Raw genomic sequence first — 18,245 nt, 5'->3', positions numbered from 1 at the left:
GCGCTGCTCCACCACCTCGGCTGCGTGCGCTACTCCGCCGCCTTCGCGTGCTGCTCGCCGAGGAGCGGGTAGCCGAGCGCCTCGCGCTGCGCGACGTACGTCTCGGCGACCGCCCGCGCGAGCGCGCGGACCCGGCCGATGAAGCGCTGCCGCTCGGTGACGCTGATCGCGCCCCGCGCGTCGAGGACGTTGAAGCGGTGGGCCGCCTTCACGACGAAATCGTAGGCCGGGAGCACCAGCGCCTTCTTCGGATCGATCGCCGCCCCCTTCGCCGCCGGATCCGCGCCCCGGTACAGGAGCCGCTTCACCTCGGCCTCGCAGACGTCGAACGCCGCGAAGTGCTCGGCGATGTCGGCCTCCTCGAAGTTGTAGGTCGACCACTCCCACTCGGCGCGCTGGTAGATGTCCCCGTAGCGCACGATCTTCCCGCCCCTGTTCGAGTAGACGACGTCGTAGATGCTGTCCTTGTCCTGCAGGTACATCGCGATCCGCTCGAGCCCGTAGGTGAGCTCGCCGGACACGGGGCGGCAGTCGATCCCGCCGATCTGCTGGAAGTAGGTGAACTGCGAGATCTCGAGCCCGTCGATCCACACCTGCCAGCCGAGCCCCCACGCCCCGAGCGTCGGCGACTCCCAGTCGTCCTCGAGGAACCGGACGTCGTGATCGAGCGGGTTCGTGCCGATCGCCCGCAGCGACTCCAGGTAGAGGTCCTGGATGTCGATCGGGCTCGGCTTGAGGATCACCTGGAACTGGTGAAACTGCTGCATACGGTTCGGGTTCTCCCCGTAACGACCGTCCGCGGGCCGCCGGGAAGGCTCGACGAAGGCCACATTCCAGGGCTCGGGGCCGAGCGCGCGCAGGAACGTCGCCGGGTTGAAGGTGCCGGCGCCGACCTCCGAGTTGTACGGCTGCACGATGAGGCAGCCGCGATCGGCCCAGAACTTCTGCAGGGTGAGAATGAGGTCTTGGAAGGTCATGGGAGGGCCGGTTCTTAGCCTGGATCGCCCGCGCAGGCGACGCCCCGCGTAGCGTCGCCCGCACGGTCCGCCCGGCGCGCTGCCTCCGGGCCCGCGCGCCGGACGCCGCACCGGCGCCCCGCCGCCATCCACCGCCGCCCGCGACCACCCCGTCGAGGACGGCCCGCCTCGATCCGCCCGAGCCCCTCGGAGGTCCGCGGACTGCTTGCGGTCGACCGGCGAGCGGCGTAGGTTCCCGCGCAATTATATGGGAGCCCATGCATCCTCGATGACGCGGCGAAAGAGCCCCGCACGGCTGCCCCCCGGCGGGCCCGACGCGCAGCGGGTCATGGATGCGATCCGCTCCATCGTCCAGCGCCTGCGCGTCTCGTCGCGCGCGTGCGAGCGGCAGCTCGGCCTGAGCAGCGCGCAGCTGTTCGTGCTGCAGCAGCTCGATCAGGCCGCCGCGTCCTCGATCGCCGAGCTCGCGCAGCGCACGCTGACGCACCAGAGCTCGGTGTCGGTCGTGGTGACGCGCCTGGCCGAGCGAGGGATGGTCACGCGGCGCGCCTCGCCCGAGGACGCGCGCCGGACCGAGATCTCGCTCACCGCGGCCGGCCGCGCGCTGCTCCGCCGCGCGCCCCGCACCGCGCAGGCCGAGCTCGTCACCGCCGTCGACCGCCTGCCCGCCGACGAGCGCTGCGCGCTCGCGCAGAGCCTCGCCACCCTCGCCCGGGCGCTCGGCGCCGGCGACGAGGCCCCCCCGCTGTTCTTCGAAGGCGAGGAGACCCCCGCCGGAGCCGGACCCGAAGCGACAGACCGCGAGGAGAGCTGAATTGTCCAGATCGAACGCCCCCCCTCCAACAGTCACCGAGAGCATCCCGGTCGCCCCCTCGATGGGCCCGACCCTCGAGGACCTCCGCGTCCCCGCGCCCAGCGCCGCCGTCGACCGGCGGGTCGTCCTCGTCAGCGGCCTCGCGATCGCGCTCGGCGGCGTGGCCTTCGTCGCGGCGGAGCTGCTCACCACGCTCATCGCCGTCATCACGAACCTCGCGTTCTTCGGCCGGCTATCCGCCGCCCCCGCGTCGCCCGCCGAGCACCACCTGGGCCTCTTCGTGCTCGTGGTGCCGATCCTCGGCGCGCTCGTCGTCGGCGTGATGGCGCGCTACGGCTCGCAGGCGATCCGCGGCCACGGCATCCCGGAGGCGATGGAGCAGGTGCTGTTCAACCAGAGCCGCATCCCGCCGCGGATGACGCTGCTCAAGCCGCTCTCCGCGGCGATCGCCATCGGCACCGGCGGTCCGTTCGGCGCCGAGGGCCCCATCATCGCCACCGGCGGCGCGCTCGGCTCACTGCTCGGGCAGCTGCTCCGGATCACGGCGGACGAGCGCAAGACGCTGCTCGCCGCGGGCGCGGCGGCGGGCATGTCGGCGACCTTCGGCAGCCCGGTGGCGGCCGTGCTGCTCGCGATCGAGCTCCTGCTCTTCGAGTACCGCCCGCGCTCGGTGATCCCCGTCGCCCTCGCCGCGACCGCGGCGACGGCGGCGCGCCTCTGCGCTGGCCACACCGCGCCCGCGTTCGAGATGGCGTCCGTGGCGCCCTCGACAGGCCCCGCGCTCGCCTTCTACATCGTGCTCGGCGCGGTCCTCGGCCTCGCGGCGATGGGCGCCACCCGCGCGATCTACGCGATCGAGGAGGCGTTCGAGCGGCTGCCGCTCCACTGGATGTGGTGGCCGGCGATCGGCGCCGTCGCGATCGGCGTCGTGGGCTACTTCTCGCCGCGGACGCTGGGGGTCGGGTACAGCAACATCGACGACATCCTGAGCGGCCGCCTGGCGCTCGCCGCGCTCGTGTCGCTCTCGCTGATGAAGTTCGTCTCCTGGTCGATCGCGCTCGGCAGCGGCACCTCGGGCGGGACGCTCGCGCCGCTCTTCACCGTCGGCGGCGGGCTCGGCGCGATCCTCGGCCTGGCCGCGACAGCGCTCCTCCCTGGGCTCGGCGTGGACGCGCGCGTCGCCGGGCTCGTCGGGATGGCGGCGATCTTCGCGGGCGCGTCCCGGGCGCTCCTCGCGTCCGTCGTCTTCGCCTTCGAGACGACGCGGCAGCCCATGGGGCTGCTGCCGCTGCTCGGCGGCTGCAGCGCGGCCTTCCTTGTCTCCAGCCTGCTGATGCGGCACTCCATCATGACGGAGAAGATCGCCCGCCGCGGCGCGCGCGTGACGGTCGAGTACGCGGCCGATCACCTGGCGCAGATCACCGCCGGCGAGGCCGCCTCGCGCCCCGTCGTGACGCTCGCCGCCGACGATACGGTCGAGACGGCCCGCGCCTTCCTGCTGTCGCAGGCGGCGGGCTCTCGCCACCAGGGCTTCCCGGTCGTGGACGATCGGGGGGAGCTCGTCGGCGTGGTCACCCAGCGCGATGTGCTCACCGAGCAGGCCGGTACCATCTCGATCCGCCACCTGGTCCGGCGGCCGCCCGCCGTGGTGTTCGAGGACAGCTCCTTGCGCGAAGCCGCCGATCACATGGTCACCGAGGGGGTGGGGAGGCTCCCTGTCGTGTCCAGGCAGGCCCCCCGCAAGGTCCTCGGGATCCTGACGCGCAGCGACCTGCTCGACGCGCATCGGAGCCGGATCGACGCTGGCAAGCGCCGCGAGCAAGCCCTTGCCGCCGCGAGGCGGCGCGGAGCTCCGGCCATCCCGGACCGGGCCACCGTGGGGCAGGGCTAGTCCACGAAGTAATCGCGATCGCCCGCCAGACCCTGCTCGAGCGCGGCCATTCCCTTGGCGACGTCGAGCTTCACGCCCTCTCGCTGGAAGCTCATGCCCATCGCATAGAGCGTCTTGAAGAGGTTGTGCGAGCGGCACTGCTCGCCCATCTGGCCCACACGCACGATGTTGAGGCCGAAGGCGCCCGAGATCTCGACGCGGAACGCCTTGGTCATGTACTCGCGGATCCGCGCGCTATCGACGCCGGACGGCAGCTTGATCGCGAGCACGCTGTTGAGGCGCACGTCCTTCGACGCGAACAGATCGAGCCCCATGGCCTCGAGTCCCGCCTGCATGGCCAGAGAGCTCATCTCGTGGCGACGGAACCGCCGCTCGAGCGTCTCCTCGCAGACGAGGCGCAGCGCCTCGTGCAGCGCGAGCACGCCGGGCACCGGCGCCGTGTAGTGGTACTGCTGGTAGCCCCAGAACCGCTGCGCGCGCGTCGCGTCGTAGCACCAGTGCGGGCGCGGCAGGGGGCGCTCCTCGACGACCTTCCACGCGTCCTGCGAGAACGCGCAGGCCGAGACGCCCGGGATCGACGACAGCGCCTTCTGCCCGCCGACGATGCCGACGTCGATGCCCCACTCGTCCATGTGCACCGGCATGGCCGTGAGCGTGACCACCGCGTCGACGATCGTGAGGGCGCCCTGCGTCTTCGCGAGCTTGCAGATCTCCGGCATCTCGACCATGCGGACGCCGCAGGACGTCTCGCCGTGCGCCATCGTGACCACGTCGTAGCGCTGCTTCTTCATCGCCTCCCGCACGTCCGCGAGCGACACGGGCCGCCCGGGCGGCCCCTCGAGGAACGTGACATCGGCGCCCACGCCGAGCGCCATCTCGCCGAGGCGCCCGCTGAACGTCCCCACCTTCAGGCAAAGGACCTTGCGCCCGGGCCAGCACAGGTTCGCCACGGCCATCTCCATCGCCGCGGACGCGGGCCCGGCGATGCCGAGGATCTTGTCGCTGCGCGTCTGGAACGCATAGGCCGCCATGTACTTCACGTTCTGGATGACGCGATCCATGGTGGGGCCGAGGTGATTGATGATGACCCCGTTCGCCTGGGCCACCGCCTGCGGGATGGGCACCGGCCCGGCGCCCATGAGCAGCAGCGGCTCGGACGGCAGGATCGCGGCGAGGGGCGTGATCGGCGGGGGCAGGATCGAGAACGACATGGCCAGGACCTTGGGCAAAAGCGCGGAGCCCGCTAGCAAGCCCAAAGCGTCCTGCGGCGTCAAGCGTTACCCGGCGAGCGGACGCGGCGCCGGCGGAAATGCGGAGCCGGCGCTGGAGTCCGCGTCAGGCCGCCACAGGCCGCCGAAGGCCCTGCTCGTCGTACGACCCTGGGGGATGGGCCGTGCGACGAGCGGGGCCCCTCCGGCCTGCCGAGCGGGACGAGCGGGTGGGGAGCGCGCCGCGCCGCCTGAGCCGAGATCGCGCTCACGGACCGCGGCGCCTCCTCCACGCCTCCCGCTCTCGGCCCGAGGTGCTCCCGGACGTTACAGATCGGGGCGGCGGATCGAGAGCTCCTTCATGCAGCGCCGTGGGCCGGTATCGGGCGTGGCGCCTCAACAGAGGATCGCTCCGCCCGCTCATGCCACCGTACGGCGCCGCGCGATCGCCTGATAGCCGGCGGTCAGCACGATGGCGCCGATGAGCGACATGAAGAAGCCGGCCGGCTCACCCTCACGGTACATGAACAACATGCGGCCGAGCAGCCCGCCGATGAACGAGCCGACAACGCCGATGATCATCGAGACGACCCACCCGCCCGGCTCACGTCCAGGAACGATGAGACGCGCCAGAGCACCGACGACGAGGCCAAACAGGAGAAAGAGAATGAACGACATGGTGAACCTCCCAGAAAGGAGCGAAGCGCTCCTCGTTGCTATGCAGGCTGTTCAGCAAACGCCGCGCCATGCCCTGGAGTCCCGGCTCTCCACAGACGCCCAGCCGAGCTGAACGCCGCGGACAGAGCGCTCGCATCGCCGCATTCGCCGCGAAATCCGACCACAGCGCGGTGCGCCCCCAGAAGAGCGGGGGCCGTCCGGTCGGACCGTGGGACTGCTTGCTTGGCCGCCGCGTGGCGTATTGCCTCAGGCGAGCCGAGAGGCAGAGCGCAGGCGAGGTAGCCTGCCCCAATCGCCCTTCCGCGTCCTCGAAAAGACCGTTTGCGATGGGATGGCGCACCGGTTGCTAGATCCGGAGGTTGCCAATGCGAGGTCAACGGCGGCGGCGCGCCGCAGAGAGGCTCTGCGGCGGCCACGCCACGAGGAGGATGCAATGAGCAACGCAAGCGATCGCAACGAAGGGGCCGCCGAAGAGCTGGGCGGCAAGATCAAGAAGGGCCTCGGCCAGGTGCTCGGCGACGAGCAGATGGAAGCGGAGGGGCGCGCCAAGGAGCTCCGGGGAAAGGTCCAAAAGGAGGACGCCAAGACGGAGGAGCGCGCGAAGGGCGCGCTCGAGGAGGCCGCCGGCGCGATCAAGAACCGGGTCGGCAAGCTGGTCGACAACGAGCAGATGGCCGCCGAAGGGAAGGCCAAGGAGCTCAAGGGAGAGAACCGGCAGAAGGCCAATCAGTAGCCGAGCGAGAGGGCGCGCCCTGGCGCCGTCCGCCGGAGGTCCGGCGTGGCGGTCCGCCCCGGCGCCGCCCTAACCGCTCACCAGGCGCGCGCGCGGCGCTGGCCCGCGGGCCCGGCCGTCACGCCTCCGTCGCCGAGACGCCGTGCCGCTGGAGGAGCTCGCGCAGGTGGCTGCGGTCCATCCGCGCCGCGCGGGCCGCGCGCGAGAGGTTGCCGCCGTTCGCCCGCACGAGCGCCGTGAGGAACGTGCGCTCCCAGCGCGCCACGGCGCGCTCCTTCGCCTCGCGGAACGACAGGCTGAGCTCGTCGTCCCGGGGCGCCGGGAGCGCCGGAGCGCCGCTGTCCGCCCCCTCGGAGCCCATCACGGCTTCGCGGAACAGCGCGGGATCGATCATCAGCACCGCGCGCTCCACCGCGCCGCGGAGCTCGCGGACGTTGCCCGGCCAGTCCTGCCGCATGAAGGCCTCCAGCAGCTCGCCGGGGGGGCTCTGGTCCTGCCCCTGGGCGAGCTGCCGGTAGAAATGCGCGGTGAGCAGCGCGATGTCGTCGGGGCGCTCGCGCAGCGCGGGGACGCGGAGGCGGACGATGTTGAGCCGGTAGTAGAGATCCGACCGGAAGTTTCCGCGGTTCACCTCCTGGCGGAGATCGCGGTTGGTCGTGGCGATGACCCGGATATCGAGCTTGGTCGGCTCGATCGTGCCGATGCGCCGGATCTGCCGCTCCTCGAGCACGCGCAGGAGCTTCGGCTGCATGTCGAGCGGGAGCTCGCCCATCTCGTCGAGCAGCACGGTGCCGCCCCGCGCCGCCTCGAAGGCGCCGGCGCGCGCCGCCTGCGCGCCCGTGAACGCCCCCTTCGCGTGCCCGAAGAGCTCGGCCTCGATGAGCGTCGGCGGGATGGATCCGCAGTCGATCACGACGAACGGCCCCCCCGCGCGCGGGCTGCTCTCGTGGATCGCCTCGGCGAGCAGGCCCTTGCCCGTGCCCGTCTCGCCCTCGATCAGCACCGTCGAGTCCGACGCGGCGATCCGCGGCAGCGCCCCGAAGATGCGGCGCATCGCGGCGCTCTGCCCGAGCACCCGGCCGTACCGCTCCTCGTCGCCGAGCGGCTCGCGGATCTCCTCGGCCAGCGGCTCGAAGCGGAGCGTGGACTGCCCGACCCCGAGCGAGGCGCCCGGCAGGAGATAGGCCGCCTCGACGCGGAAGCCGGAGAGGGTCGTGCCGTTCTTGCTGCCGAGATCGCGGAGCAAGAACCCCCGCGGGGTGACCGAGATCACGCAATGGTGCCGGGACACCGCCCGGTCGGTGAGGATGAGCTGGTTGCCGGGCGCCGTGCCGATCACGAACTCCGTCGCGTCCGACGTCTGGGACGCCCCGGCGTCCGGGCCGGCGGTCACCTGCACGCGGAAGCGGCTGAACGCGATCTCCTTGGAGCGGACCTTGAGGAGCGCCGTCTCGGCGCTCGGATGGATCTTCGGCTCGGACGCCATTTCGCCAGCCTACCACAGGGAGCGCGGCGCGAGCTCGCCCGCCGGCCCGCTCGCCCCGGCGCGCGCAGCAGCGCCGCGTGGCGTTGACGTCAGCGCGCCAGCGCCGCGCCCCGGCGGCTCGCGCCGGAGAGCTCTGGCTCGCCACCGTCAGGGCCTTTGAGCCCGTCACGATGACGTGCCGGATAGGGGCAGTGTGGACTCATCGTAAATACAATTTCTTTTGTCGTTGTCTCCGGAAGGATAGGAAGGATGACCGGCGGCCGGGCCCGGCAGTCACGGCCGTCACGGCAGGCGCGCGCCCTCGCCAGCGCCTCGGCGAGCCTGCCTCTCGCGTGCTCCCCTTGTCGCTTCGGCGCGCGGCGGCTAAGAGGTCTCCCCATGATGCGAGGCGCGCGCAGCGATATCACGAAGGCCGTCGGTGACACGCCGATCGTCAAGCTGAACCGGGTCACGGAGGGGCTCGAGAGCGACATCTATGTGAAGTGCGAGTACCTGAACCCGGGCGGCAGCCACAAGGATCGGGTCGCGCTGAACATGATCCGCGACGCCGAGGCGAACGGGCTCAAGCCCGGCGGGACGATCGTCGAGGCGACCAGCGGCAACACGGGCGCCGCGCTCGCCATGGTCGCGGCCATCCGGGGATACAAGTGCGTCTTCGTCATGCCGGACAAGATGTCGCAGGAGAAGATCGCGACGCTGCGCGCCTATGGCGCCCGCGTCGTGGTCTGTCCCACCGCCGTCGAGCCCGACGACCCGCGCAGCTACTACCAGGTGGCGAAGCGCATCGCCGACGAGACGCCGAACTGCTTCTACGCGAACCAGTACCACAACCCGTCGAACCCCGAGGCCCACGTCCAGTCCACCGGCCCCGAGATCTGGGCGCAGTGCGGCGACGAGCTCGACGTCTTCGTCGCCGGCATGGGGACAGGGGGCACCCTGAGCGGCATTGGCAAGTTCCTCAAGGAGAGGAAGCCGGAGATCAAGATGGTCGGCGTCGACCCGGTCGGCTCGCTCTATTACGATTACGTGAAGACCCAGCGGATCACGAAGCCGTTTGCCTACAAGGTCGAGGGGATCGGCGAGGATTTCTTCCCGAGCACGATGAACCTCAAGATCATCGACGAGATCATCCGGGTCGACGACAAGGAGTGCTTCCTCATGACGCGGGACCTCGTGCGGCTCGAGGGCCTCTTCGTGGGCGGCTCCGGGGGCGCGGCGGTGGCCGGCGCGATCAAGTATGCGCGTCAGAGCGGGAAGAAGGAGAACATCCTCGTCCTCTTGCCCGACGGCGCATCCAAGTACATCTCGAAGATCTTCAATGACGACTGGATGCGAGAGAACGGCTTCCTCGAGGAGGACAAGGGCCTCGGGACGGTGCGCGACCTGCTCGCCGTCAAGCCCAGCGGGGCGGTGGTCACCGCCGACGCGAACGCCCGGGTCCGCGAGGTCATCGACATGATGAAATCACACGGGATAAGCCAGCTCCCGGTGACCCAGGACGGCAAGCTGCGCGGGATGGTCCACGAGATCGACCTGCTCCGGCACCTCGTGACGGGGAGCGGCACGCTCGACTCGAGCATCGGCGGGCTCGTCGAGAGCGACTATGCGACCGTGACGCCCGCGACGAAGGTCGAGCTCCTGAAGGGCGTCCTGAGCGACGCGAAGATCGCGCTCGTCGTCGACAAGGAGACGGTGCTCGGCGTCGTGTCCAAGATCGACCTCATCGACTATCTTGCCCGCAAGGCGACGCCGGCCATCGGCTGAGCGCCCGGGCTCCGGCTGGAAAGGGACCATTGCGGTGACCTACGATCTCGACACGGTGCGGCGCGCGCTGCACGACCATATCGCGAAGGAGATCCTGCTGCGCAAGGCGCCGCTCGCCCTGGACGAGGATCTGTTCGCGGGCGGGTCCGGCTTCGACTCGATGTCGCTGACGCGGGTGCTCGTGTTCATCGAGCAGCGCTTCGGCGTGAAGATCCCGGACGAGGAGGTCGACCTCGACGCGGTGTCGACCGTGGACAGCATGGCGCGCTTCGTCGCCGGCCGCATCGCGGCCGCGCAGGGCTAGCGGGGAGCGCGTGGCCGGCACGTTCCGCCTGCGCGCCGAGGACCTGGCCGCGCGCGGCGACGCCGTCGCGCTCGCGTCGCGCGGCGCCGCGGTGACCTACGCCGAGCTCGCGGCGCGCGCGGCGGCCGTGGGCGCGGCGCTCGCCGGGGCGGGCGTGCGCCCGGGCGACCGGGTGGCGCTGCTCTCGCTGGGCCGGGCGCACGACGAGCCGGTGGCGCTCGCCGGGGTGCTCACGGCCGGCGCCGCGGCGGTCCCGCTCGACGCGACGGCGCCGCCGGCGCGGCTCGGGCGGATCGCGCGGGCCCGGGGGTGCCGGGCGCTCGTGCTCGACGTCGCGGCCGCGGGCCTTGCGGACGGCATCGACGCCGAGCTCGGCGGCGGCCTGCCGCGCGTGGAGCTCGACGCCGAGGGGCGCACCCTGCGCGGGGCCGCGCGCGCCGACGCGGGCGGCGGCGGGGCCAGCGGCGCCGGGGCGCAGGACGTCGCGTGCATCCTGCACACCTCGGGCAGCACGGGCGAGCCGAAGCCGGTCCCCATCACGTGGGCGGGGCTCGACGCGTTCACGGCCTTCTGCATCGACCTCGTCGGGCTCACGCCGGCGGATCGGGTCCTCCGCGTGGCCGAGCTCGTCTTCGATCTCGCCTGGTTCGACCACCTCGCGACGTTCCGCGCGGGCGCCACGCTCGCCACGATGGCGCGGCGCGACCTCGCCTCGGGCCGCGCGCTCCGCGACGCGGTGAGCGCGCTCGCGCCGACGGTCATCTACGGCGTGCCGTCGATGTTCATGAAGCTCGTCGCGGCGCTCCCCGCAGCGGACGCGGGCGCGCCGGCGCCGGCTTTCGCGCTCTCGCCCGTGCGCGCCATCCTCTTCGCCGGCGAGGTCTTCCCGCCGCGCGAGCTCGCGGCCCTGGCGGCGCGGGCGCCCGACGCGGCGCTCTACAACCTCTACGGCCCGACCGAGACGAACGTCTGCACGTTCCACCAGGTCGACCGCGCGGCGCTCGACGGGGCGAGCGAGGTCCCGATCGGCGTCGCGTGCCCCTACGCCGACTGCGCGCTGCGCGCGCTGGACCCGGACGGCGAGAGCGGCCAGGTCATCGAGGGCCCCGGGACGGGCGAGCTCGTGGTCTCGGGGCCGACGACCGTGGACGGCGGCCCGTACCGGACCCGCGACCGGGTGGAGCGCAAGGCCGACGGGCTCTTCTATTTCCGCGGCCGCATCGACCGGATGGTGAAGATCCGGGGTTACCGGGTCGAGCCGGGCGAGGTCGAGGCCGCGCTGGCGTCGCACCCCGCCGTGCGCCAGGCCGCGGTGATCGCCGTGGAGGACGCGCGCCTCGGCAAGACGCTGCGCGGCTTCGTCGCCCTCGCAGGGGACGCGGACGATCGCTCGCTCAGGCTGTATCTTGCGGAGCGGCTGCCCCCGTACATGGTCCCGGACACGATCGTCGCGATGGACGAGCTGCCGCGGACCTCGACGGGGAAGATCGATTATCGCGCGCTCCCCGGGTGAGCGCGGGTCGCGAGCCGGCGCCGCGGCTTCGTGGATTGCGGCGGTGACAGGCGCGCCCGTCACCGCCGCGCGCCGCATCAATGCATCAATGCCCGATCTTGGCGCCCGCGCTCGCGCGGGCCGACGCCGACGCCTTGAAGCTCGGCTTGGGGATCGAGATCTTCGGCGCCTTGATCTGCACGTTCACGCTGGGCGGCGTCACGCGGATGCTCGGCGCCTTGACGTGGACGTTGGCCTTCGCGTTGGCCTTGGCAGCGGCGCCGGCCCCCGCGTGGACGTGGACCTTCGGGTCGATGTCGGCCTTCGCCTTCAGGTCGGCGTGCGCGAGCGCGCGGGCGTGCGCGTCCCAGTCGGTCTTCACGCGCACCTTCACCCGCGGGGCGCGCGCGTGGACGGCGAACGCCGCCCCGGCACGGTAGCCGCACAGGGCCACCGCCGAGCGGCCCGTGTTCCGCACCGCGATGGTCAGCTTCAGCGGATCGGCGGCGAGCGCGAGCTTGCCGGTCAAGTACGCCCCCGCGGCCACCCCCGCGGCCGCGGTCGCGGCCACGTCCGCGGTCGCGACCGCCGGAGCGAGGACGACCACCTGCGGCGCCTCGGCCACCACGCCGAGCGTGATCTTGCGCTCGCCGAGGTCGATGGGCTTCAGGTCGGCGTCGAGCACATAGACGCGGACCTCGCCGGTCACCTCGTCGACCAGGAGCTCGAGGCGGTCGTCGCCCACGATCTCGATGCGCCCGCCGTGCGGGCCGAGCTTGCCCTCCGGCAGCCCGAGCTCCGCCGACGCCTTGGCGTTGGCGAAGAGCTCGGCGGTGCCGCCGGCGGGCACGTGCAGCGTCCCGTTCCACGGCTTGCCGGCGACGCTGAGCGTGTAGCCGATCTCGGTGAGATCCGCCTCCAGCTTCGGGCCGGCGGCGACCAGGAGGCCGGTCTTCGCGTCGAGCGTGAGCGGCACGGTCTTCTCCCCGGAAGCGTCCTTCCACACAAGCGTGCCGCTGACGTCCTCGCGGATCGGCTTGCCGTCCGGACCCGTGACCGCGGCCTTGACGTTCCCGTCGGCAGCGACGTTGAAGGCGGCCTTGCCGCTCTCGTGCTCCTCGACGTAAGCGCCTTCGCCGATCGCCGACTCGGCGGTGGCGGTGGCGGTCACCTCGACCGTCGCGTTCGCCTCAGCCGGCTGCTCGCTCTTGCCGCAAGCAGCCGCGGCGGCGATCAGCAGCAGGGCGAGCACTCCGGAAACCTTGGTGATCTTCATGAAATCCTCCTCTGTGCCAGCGAACCCTCGGCGGGAGCCGCGACTTCGCTTGAGCCGAGACGCCGAGGGTTGAACCTCCCCGGGCGCGCCGGCTGCGGAGCCCATCATACGCCGAGATGCCCTGGAAGGCGCGGACGAGCACGAATATCGGTAGGAATCAAAAGATCCAGGGAAACAGAGGTAGGACAATGGCACTCACGGCCGCCAAGCGGCCGTGTCGTGCCTACCGGCGATTCGTTCAGCGAGCCGTGCGTCCACGTCGAGCGCGATGATCGATGATCGATCGCCCATGATCGGTGGCCGCCCGCGCCCCGGCGCCGTGTTCAGGGGCTCTCGGCGCCCTGATCTCCGCCTGCGTCCAGGATCTGCGGGCACTTGCGCGCCACCGCATCACACTCCGGAGGAGCCGTCTCGAGCGAGCTCAGCGCCGAGTCGCACGTGAGCGCCCGGACCCGCTGCGTCTGGGCGAGCAAGCAGACCTCGTACTCGGCCACCGTGGCGGAGCAGCCGGCGCGGTGCTCGGTCGGAGGCATGCAATCCGCTGCGTGGTCGTCCTGCTCCGCGGCCGCCTCGTCGGCCGTGGAGAGGCACTCGTCCTTCACCGTGCCGCACGGCTGCCCGACGGCGGGAGACGCGACGAGGCCCAGGTACTCACAGGCATCTTCCTTGGAGAGCTTCACCCTCGCCGCGAGCGAATCGCAGGCGGATTGGACGTCATCGGCCGTCAGATCCCTGAGCTGCTTGGAGCTCACGGCGCTGTCCGTCGGGGCGGAATCTGCACCTTCGCCGCCGCACGCAGCGAGGAACAGGACGGTCAACAAGGCCCCGAGATGAGTCGAATGCTTCATTCGTTGGTTCCCTTTCTAAGTGCGGCCGCCAGCGCGGGCCGTGAGCGCACCGGGAGCAAACCGTGTACCGCAAGCTCAGCTGTGCACGATGGGATCGCACGGCGCGGTCGAAGCTCGATGAAACGGGACAACGACATCGGAGATGTCGAATCCACCAAGCGGGGAAAGCAGGCGATCCCCGGCGCTCCGCTCGCCGCGAGAGACCGAGACGTCCCCGCCCGAGCGCCGCGCGGCGGGGCTCGCCTCGACATCGCGCCTCGACATGCGGCGACGACCGCGGCGGCAGAGCGCGCCTCCGCGGAGTCCCGGGTTCACCGTGTCTCGCGCGGCGCTAGCGTCCAGAGGGCCCGCGCGCCGGCGCTCCCTCCGTGCACGCGCCGCGCGGACGCGCGGCGCGACGGCGGCGCGGCGTGACGGCGGCGCGGCGCGGCGCGCCGGCGCCTCGAGACGCGCCGCGCCTCCGCCCCGGCGCGAGCCTCGATAGCCACGCTCCGCCGCCTCATGTGTAGTCGTCTGTCGGTGCGGCAGCCCCGCCGCCCGGCGTTCGTGCGATGAGCTGGCCTCCACACAGACCTGTTGTACGGTCGGCCGCGCCGTGACATCATCGCGCGCCGTCGGGTGGATGTACTCAGCTCCAGCGTGGATGTCGGGAAACCGCTTTTGACCTACCACCTGGGGCGAATCCAGGCCCGGGCCAAGGCTGCGTCGGTCCCTCGATGATCACGACGCCGAGCTCGCAACAGGCCAGGCACCCTCCGGATGTCCCGGTGTCCATCGGGCCGTGGCGGGTGCTCGCGCCGCTCGGCCGCGGCGGGATGGGGGTCGTCTACCGCGCTCAGCACAGCGTCACGGGCGCGCTCGCGGCGCTGAAGACCGTCTGCGTGGGCGACGAGAGCCTCGTCTCCAGCATCCGCCGCGAGATCCACGCGCTCCGCGGCGTCGAGCACCCGGGCGTCGTGCGGGTGCTCGACGAGGGGGTCCAGGGCGGGCTCCCGTGGTACGCGATGGAGCTGATCGAGGGGCGCACGCTCCGCGATCACAACCAGGAGCGCTGGCGCGCCCGCGGGAGCGTGAGCAGCGAGCCGACCGTGAGCGTCTCCACGGCCATGAACGCGCAGGCCAGCACCGCGACGGCGGAGATCGCGCCCGCGTCGATCATCCCGCGCTCGTGCCAGCCGTTCGCGCCGCGCCCGTTCCACCGCGCGGCGGGCGGCGCGCTCCGCCAGGCGCTCACGCTCCTCCGCGCGATCTGCCGGCCGCTCGCGTACGTCCACGGCCGGGGCCTCGTCCACCGCGATCTCAAGCCGGACAACGTGTTCATCCGCCCGGACGGCACGCCGGTGCTCTTCGACTTCGGCCTCGCTTTCCAGTTCGAAGGGCACACCGGGCGCGACGTGCTCCAGGCGGGCGGCAGGCTGATGGGCAGCCCCGACTACATGTCCCCCGAGCAGATCCGCGGCGACCTCGTCGACGCGCGCGCGGACCTCTACGCGCTCGGCTGCATGATCTACGAGGCCGTGACCGGGGGCGTCCCGTTCCTCGGCGACTCGAGCGCCGTCGTGCTGTCCATGCACCTCTACGCCGAGCCGCTCCCGGCCTCCGAGCTCGTCGCCGACGTGCCTCCCGCGCTTGACGCCCTCATCGCGCGGCTCCTGAAGAAGCGCCCCGAGGACCGGCTCGGCTACGCCGACGAGGTCGCGACCGCCCTCGCCGAGCTCGGCGCGGCCGACACCCCGCCGCACGACTGGAGCGGCGCGGCGCGCGCGCGCGTGCGCGTGCCGAACGCGCAGCCGTACCTGTACCGGCCTCGCCTCGCCGGGCGTGGGGAGGCGCTGCAGCAGATCACCGCGGCGCTCGAGCGCGCCCACGAGCGGCGCCAGGGCAGCCTCGTCGTCGTCGGCGGCGAGAGCGGCGTGGGCAAGACGCGCCTCGCCGTCGAGGCGGCGCACCAGGCGGCGCTCAACCGCATGGCCGTGGTCACGGGCGCGTGCGCGGCCGTGTCCGCCGAGGTCGAGCGCGAGGGCGCGGTCAAGGCCGCGCCGCTGCACCCGTTCCGGCCGCTCCTGCTCGCGGTGGCCGACCGGTGCAACGAGCTCGGCCCCGCGGGCTACGACGCGCTGCTCGGCCCGCGCGGCAGGGTCCTCGCGCCGCACGAGCCGTCGCTCGCCCAGCTCCGCGGCCACGACCGCTACCCCGAGCCGCCCGAGCTGCCGCCGGACGCCGCCCGCTACCGGCTGCGGACCGCGCTCGCCGACACGCTCGCCGCGTTCGCCGCGGCGCGGCCCGTCCTGCTCGTTCTCGACGACCTCCAGTGGGCCGACGAGAACTCGCGCGCCGTCCTCGAGCACCTCGACGCCGACTACTTCTCGGCCCATCCCGTCGTCCTCCTGTGCGCGTACCGGACCGAGGAGACGTCGCCCGCGCTCTCCTCGCTCCTCGGCGCCCCCTGGGCCTCGCGGCTCGAGCTCGGGCGGCTCGACCGCGGCTCGGTCGGGCGGATGGTGCGCGACATGCTCGCCCTGGACGAGCCGCCGGAGGCGTTCGTGCAGTACCTCTTCGAGCAGTCGGAGGGGAACCCGTTCTTCATCGCCGAGTACCTCCGGGCCGCAATCCAGGAGCGGGTGATCTACCGGGACGAGGCCTACGCGTGGCGCATCCGCGCGGGCGCCGAGGGCGCCGCCGCAGAGCGGCTCGCCCGCGCCGCGCGCGGGAGCCAGCCGCCCGCGCCGCTGCCGCTGCCGGGCTCGCTGCGCGAGCTCGTGGCGCGCCGGCTGTCGGGGCTGAGCCACGGGGCGCTCGCGCTCGCGCGGCTCGCCTCGGTGCTGGGCCGCGAGCTCGAGGAGCGCCTGCTGCTCGACGCCGCGGGCCTCGCCGAGGTCGACGCCATGGACGCGCTCGCGGAGCTCGCCCGCCGCCACGTGCTCGAGGAGACGGAGCCGGGGCGGCTCGGCTTCGTGCACGACAAGCTGCGGGAGATCGTCTACGCGGGCATCCCCGAGTCGGAGCGGCGGGCCCTGCACGCCGCCGCCGCGCGCGCGATCGAGCAGCGCCACCGCGACGCGCCGGGCCTCGCGCTGTCGTACCCGCTCCTCGCCCACCACTATGGAATCGCGGGCGCCGTCCAGGAGACGCTGGAGTACCTCGACAAGGCGGGCGCCCAGGCCCTCGCGACGGGCGCCTCCGGCGACGCGGTGGATTTCTACAAGAGGGCGCTCGACCTCGACGGCGCGCACCCGCCGGAGGAGCGCGCGCCGCCGATCCGGCGCGCGCGCTGGGAGCGGCGGCTCGGCCAGGCCCACTACAACCTCGGCGATCTGCTCGGCGCGGAGCGGCACTGCGCGGCGGCGCTGGAGCTGCTCTCCCGGGACGAGGCCGCGTGGCTCCGCGCGGGGGAGCGCGCGGCGAGCGGCCGCGCGGGCCTCGGGGAGCGGCTGCGCCCGGCGATGGCCTCGCTGAAGCAGCTCGGCCTGCAGCTCGCGCACGTCGCTGGCCTGCCGGCCCCGGTCGCGCGCGACGCGGCCGAGCGCGAGCGCCTCGCCGAGGCGTCGCTCGCGGCGGAGAAGCTGTCGGAGACCTACCTGTTCCGCAACGAGCCGACGCTCGCCTTCCTGGCCGCGCTGGCGGCGACCAACGCCGCGGCGCGGCTCGGCCCGTCGCTCGCGCTCGCGCGCGGGTACGCGACCCTGAGCGTCGCGTTCGGGTACGTCCCGTGGAAGGCCGTCGTCGACGCCTACGCCGCGCGCGCGACGGCGGTCGCCGCGGCGCTCGACGATCCGCAAGGCGTCGCGTTCGTCTCGTGCCTGCGCGGGCTGACAGCGCTCGGCGAGGGCCGGTGCCGCGACGCGCGGGCGCTGCTCACCCAGGCCGAGCGGCTGGCCGAGGCGCTGCACGACCGCCGCCGCAAGGAGGAGTGCATCACGCTGCTCGCCGGCGCGGCGTACTCCGAGGGCCGCTGGAGGGAGGCGCTCGACCTGTACGGCGCGCTCGTGATCGCGTCGCGCGAGAGCGACAACGCGCAGGGCCACATCTGGGCGGAGAGCGGCCGCGCGCAGTGCCGGCTGCTGCTCGGCGACGGCGAGGGCGCGATCGCCATCTTCGACGCGCTGTCGGCCGAGGTGCAGCGGCTCGGCGACCGCACGCAGCAGATCACGCACGGCCAGGTCGCGCTGGGGCACCTGCTCCGCGGCGCGCAGGGCGAGGCCCGCGCGGCCGCCGAGCGGACGCTCCCCATGCTCCGCGAGGGACAGCCGGCCGGCTACCACTGCCTGTACGGCTATGCGGCGGCGTGCGAGGTGCTGCTCGCGCTGCTCGAGGACGCGCCTGGCCCGGCGGAGCGGCGCGAGCTCTCACACCTCTCTGCGGAGGCGTGCCGCGCGCTCGGCCGGTACGCGCGCATCTTCCCCCTCGGCCGCTCGACCTCGCTCCGCCTGCGCGGCCTCGCCGCGTGGCTCGCCGGCGGCCACGCGCGTGCGAGGCGGCTCTGGACCGCGGCGATCGACGACGCCCTGCAGCGCGGCCTGCCCGTCGAGGAGGCGCGCGCCCGCTTCGAGCTCGCGCGGCACCTCCCGCGCCGCGATCCGGAGCGCGAGCGCCAGATCGCGCGCGCCGCAGCGGTCTTCTCCTCGCTCGATCTCCAGTACTGGCGCGACCGGGTGGCCCGGCTGCGCGAGCGCTAGGACCTCGCGTCCCGGACGAAGAACACAAAAAAAAGAGCGCCCATTCGACGGCGGGGGGGAAGCCGTCACGGGCGCTCTGCCCTTCCGCTTTAGCAGGA

At 72.8% G+C, this 18,245-nt stretch carries 13 protein-coding genes; 7 read left to right on the top strand and 6 right to left on the bottom strand.

The genetic code is table 11. From position 1 onward, the window contains the following. Positions 1 to 29 precede the first annotated feature (29 nt). Positions 30 to 977, bottom strand: a complete 948-nt coding sequence (gene glyQ / locus WMF46_RS02445; protein ID WP_437984110.1) for a glycine--tRNA ligase subunit alpha — start codon at positions 975 to 977, stop codon at positions 30 to 32. A gap of 268 nt (positions 978 to 1,245) precedes the next feature. Between glyQ and WMF46_RS02440 the strand changes: the two genes are divergently transcribed. Together WMF46_RS02440 and WMF46_RS02435 are read left to right on the top strand one after the other, a co-directional pair. Continuing rightward, a complete protein-coding gene (locus WMF46_RS02440; protein WP_437984109.1) occupies positions 1,246 to 1,791 on the top strand; it encodes a MarR family winged helix-turn-helix transcriptional regulator in 546 nt (181 codons plus the stop codon). A 61-nt stretch (positions 1,792 to 1,852) separates the two neighbouring features. Then, positions 1,853 to 3,682 (top strand): chloride channel protein, encoded by a 1,830-nt coding sequence (locus tag WMF46_RS02435; RefSeq protein ID WP_437987841.1) that lies wholly within the window; start codon positions 1,853 to 1,855, stop codon positions 3,680 to 3,682. On the opposite strand, the gene WMF46_RS02430 is transcribed toward WMF46_RS02435, so the two are convergent. Next, on the bottom strand, positions 3,679 to 4,893 hold the full coding sequence (locus WMF46_RS02430; RefSeq protein WP_437984108.1) for a pyridoxal-phosphate-dependent aminotransferase family protein: 1,215 nt from the start codon (positions 4,891 to 4,893) through the stop codon (positions 3,679 to 3,681). The genes WMF46_RS02435 and WMF46_RS02430 overlap by 4 nt on opposite strands. Before the next feature lie 417 nt (positions 4,894 to 5,310). Then, entirely contained in the window at positions 5,311 to 5,568 is a 258-nt protein-coding gene (locus tag WMF46_RS02425) for a GlsB/YeaQ/YmgE family stress response membrane protein (RefSeq protein WP_437984107.1), read from the bottom strand. Between the two features lie 433 nt (positions 5,569 to 6,001). Between WMF46_RS02425 and WMF46_RS02420 the strand changes: the two genes are divergently transcribed. Then, positions 6,002 to 6,301, top strand: a complete 300-nt coding sequence (locus WMF46_RS02420; RefSeq protein WP_437984106.1) for a CsbD family protein — start codon at positions 6,002 to 6,004, stop codon at positions 6,299 to 6,301. 118 nt (positions 6,302 to 6,419) lie between these two features. On the opposite strand, the gene WMF46_RS02415 is transcribed toward WMF46_RS02420, so the two are convergent. Next, positions 6,420 to 7,787, bottom strand: a complete 1,368-nt coding sequence (locus WMF46_RS02415) for a sigma 54-interacting transcriptional regulator (RefSeq protein ID WP_437984105.1) — start codon at positions 7,785 to 7,787, stop codon at positions 6,420 to 6,422. A 378-nt stretch (positions 7,788 to 8,165) separates the two neighbouring features. Here WMF46_RS02415 and WMF46_RS02410 point away from each other — a divergent pair, with 378 nt between their 5' ends. Genes WMF46_RS02410 through WMF46_RS02400 form a run of 3 tightly spaced genes read left to right on the top strand, consistent with a single transcriptional unit; the run spans position 8,166 to position 11,368 of the window. After that, positions 8,166 to 9,551: a cystathionine beta-synthase gene (locus WMF46_RS02410; protein ID WP_437715358.1), complete on the top strand. Its 1,386-nt coding sequence runs from the start codon at positions 8,166 to 8,168 to the stop codon at positions 9,549 to 9,551. A gap of 34 nt (positions 9,552 to 9,585) precedes the next feature. Continuing rightward, positions 9,586 to 9,855: an acyl carrier protein gene (locus tag WMF46_RS02405; protein ID WP_012233072.1), complete on the top strand. Its 270-nt coding sequence runs from the start codon at positions 9,586 to 9,588 to the stop codon at positions 9,853 to 9,855. A gap of 10 nt (positions 9,856 to 9,865) precedes the next feature. Then, positions 9,866 to 11,368 (top strand): AMP-binding protein, encoded by a 1,503-nt coding sequence (locus WMF46_RS02400; protein WP_437984104.1) that lies wholly within the window; start codon positions 9,866 to 9,868, stop codon positions 11,366 to 11,368. Positions 11,369 to 11,453: 85 nt separating this feature from the next. Here the strand turns inward: WMF46_RS02400 and WMF46_RS02395 are convergent, their stop codons facing one another. Together WMF46_RS02395 and WMF46_RS02390 are read right to left on the bottom strand one after the other, a co-directional pair. Then, positions 11,454 to 12,623, bottom strand: coding sequence for a hypothetical protein (locus WMF46_RS02395; protein ID WP_437984103.1), 1,170 nt, complete (start codon positions 12,621 to 12,623; stop codon positions 11,454 to 11,456). Between the two features lie 323 nt (positions 12,624 to 12,946). Then, entirely contained in the window at positions 12,947 to 13,471 is a 525-nt protein-coding gene (locus tag WMF46_RS02390; protein WP_437715353.1) for a hypothetical protein, read from the bottom strand. A gap of 716 nt (positions 13,472 to 14,187) precedes the next feature. Here WMF46_RS02390 and WMF46_RS02385 point away from each other — a divergent pair. Further along, the gene (locus WMF46_RS02385) at positions 14,188 to 18,147 is read left to right on the top strand and encodes a serine/threonine-protein kinase (RefSeq protein WP_437984102.1); all 3,960 of its coding nucleotides are present in this window, start codon (positions 14,188 to 14,190) and stop codon (positions 18,145 to 18,147) included. The last annotated feature ends 98 nt before the right edge of the window (positions 18,148 to 18,245 follow it).

This window comes from Sorangium sp. So ce117, from assembly GCF_051524395.1.
Lineage (GTDB): Bacteria > Myxococcota_A > Polyangia > Polyangiales > Polyangiaceae > Sorangium > Sorangium cellulosum_B.
This window is presented reverse-complemented; position numbering and strand designations above follow the sequence as displayed.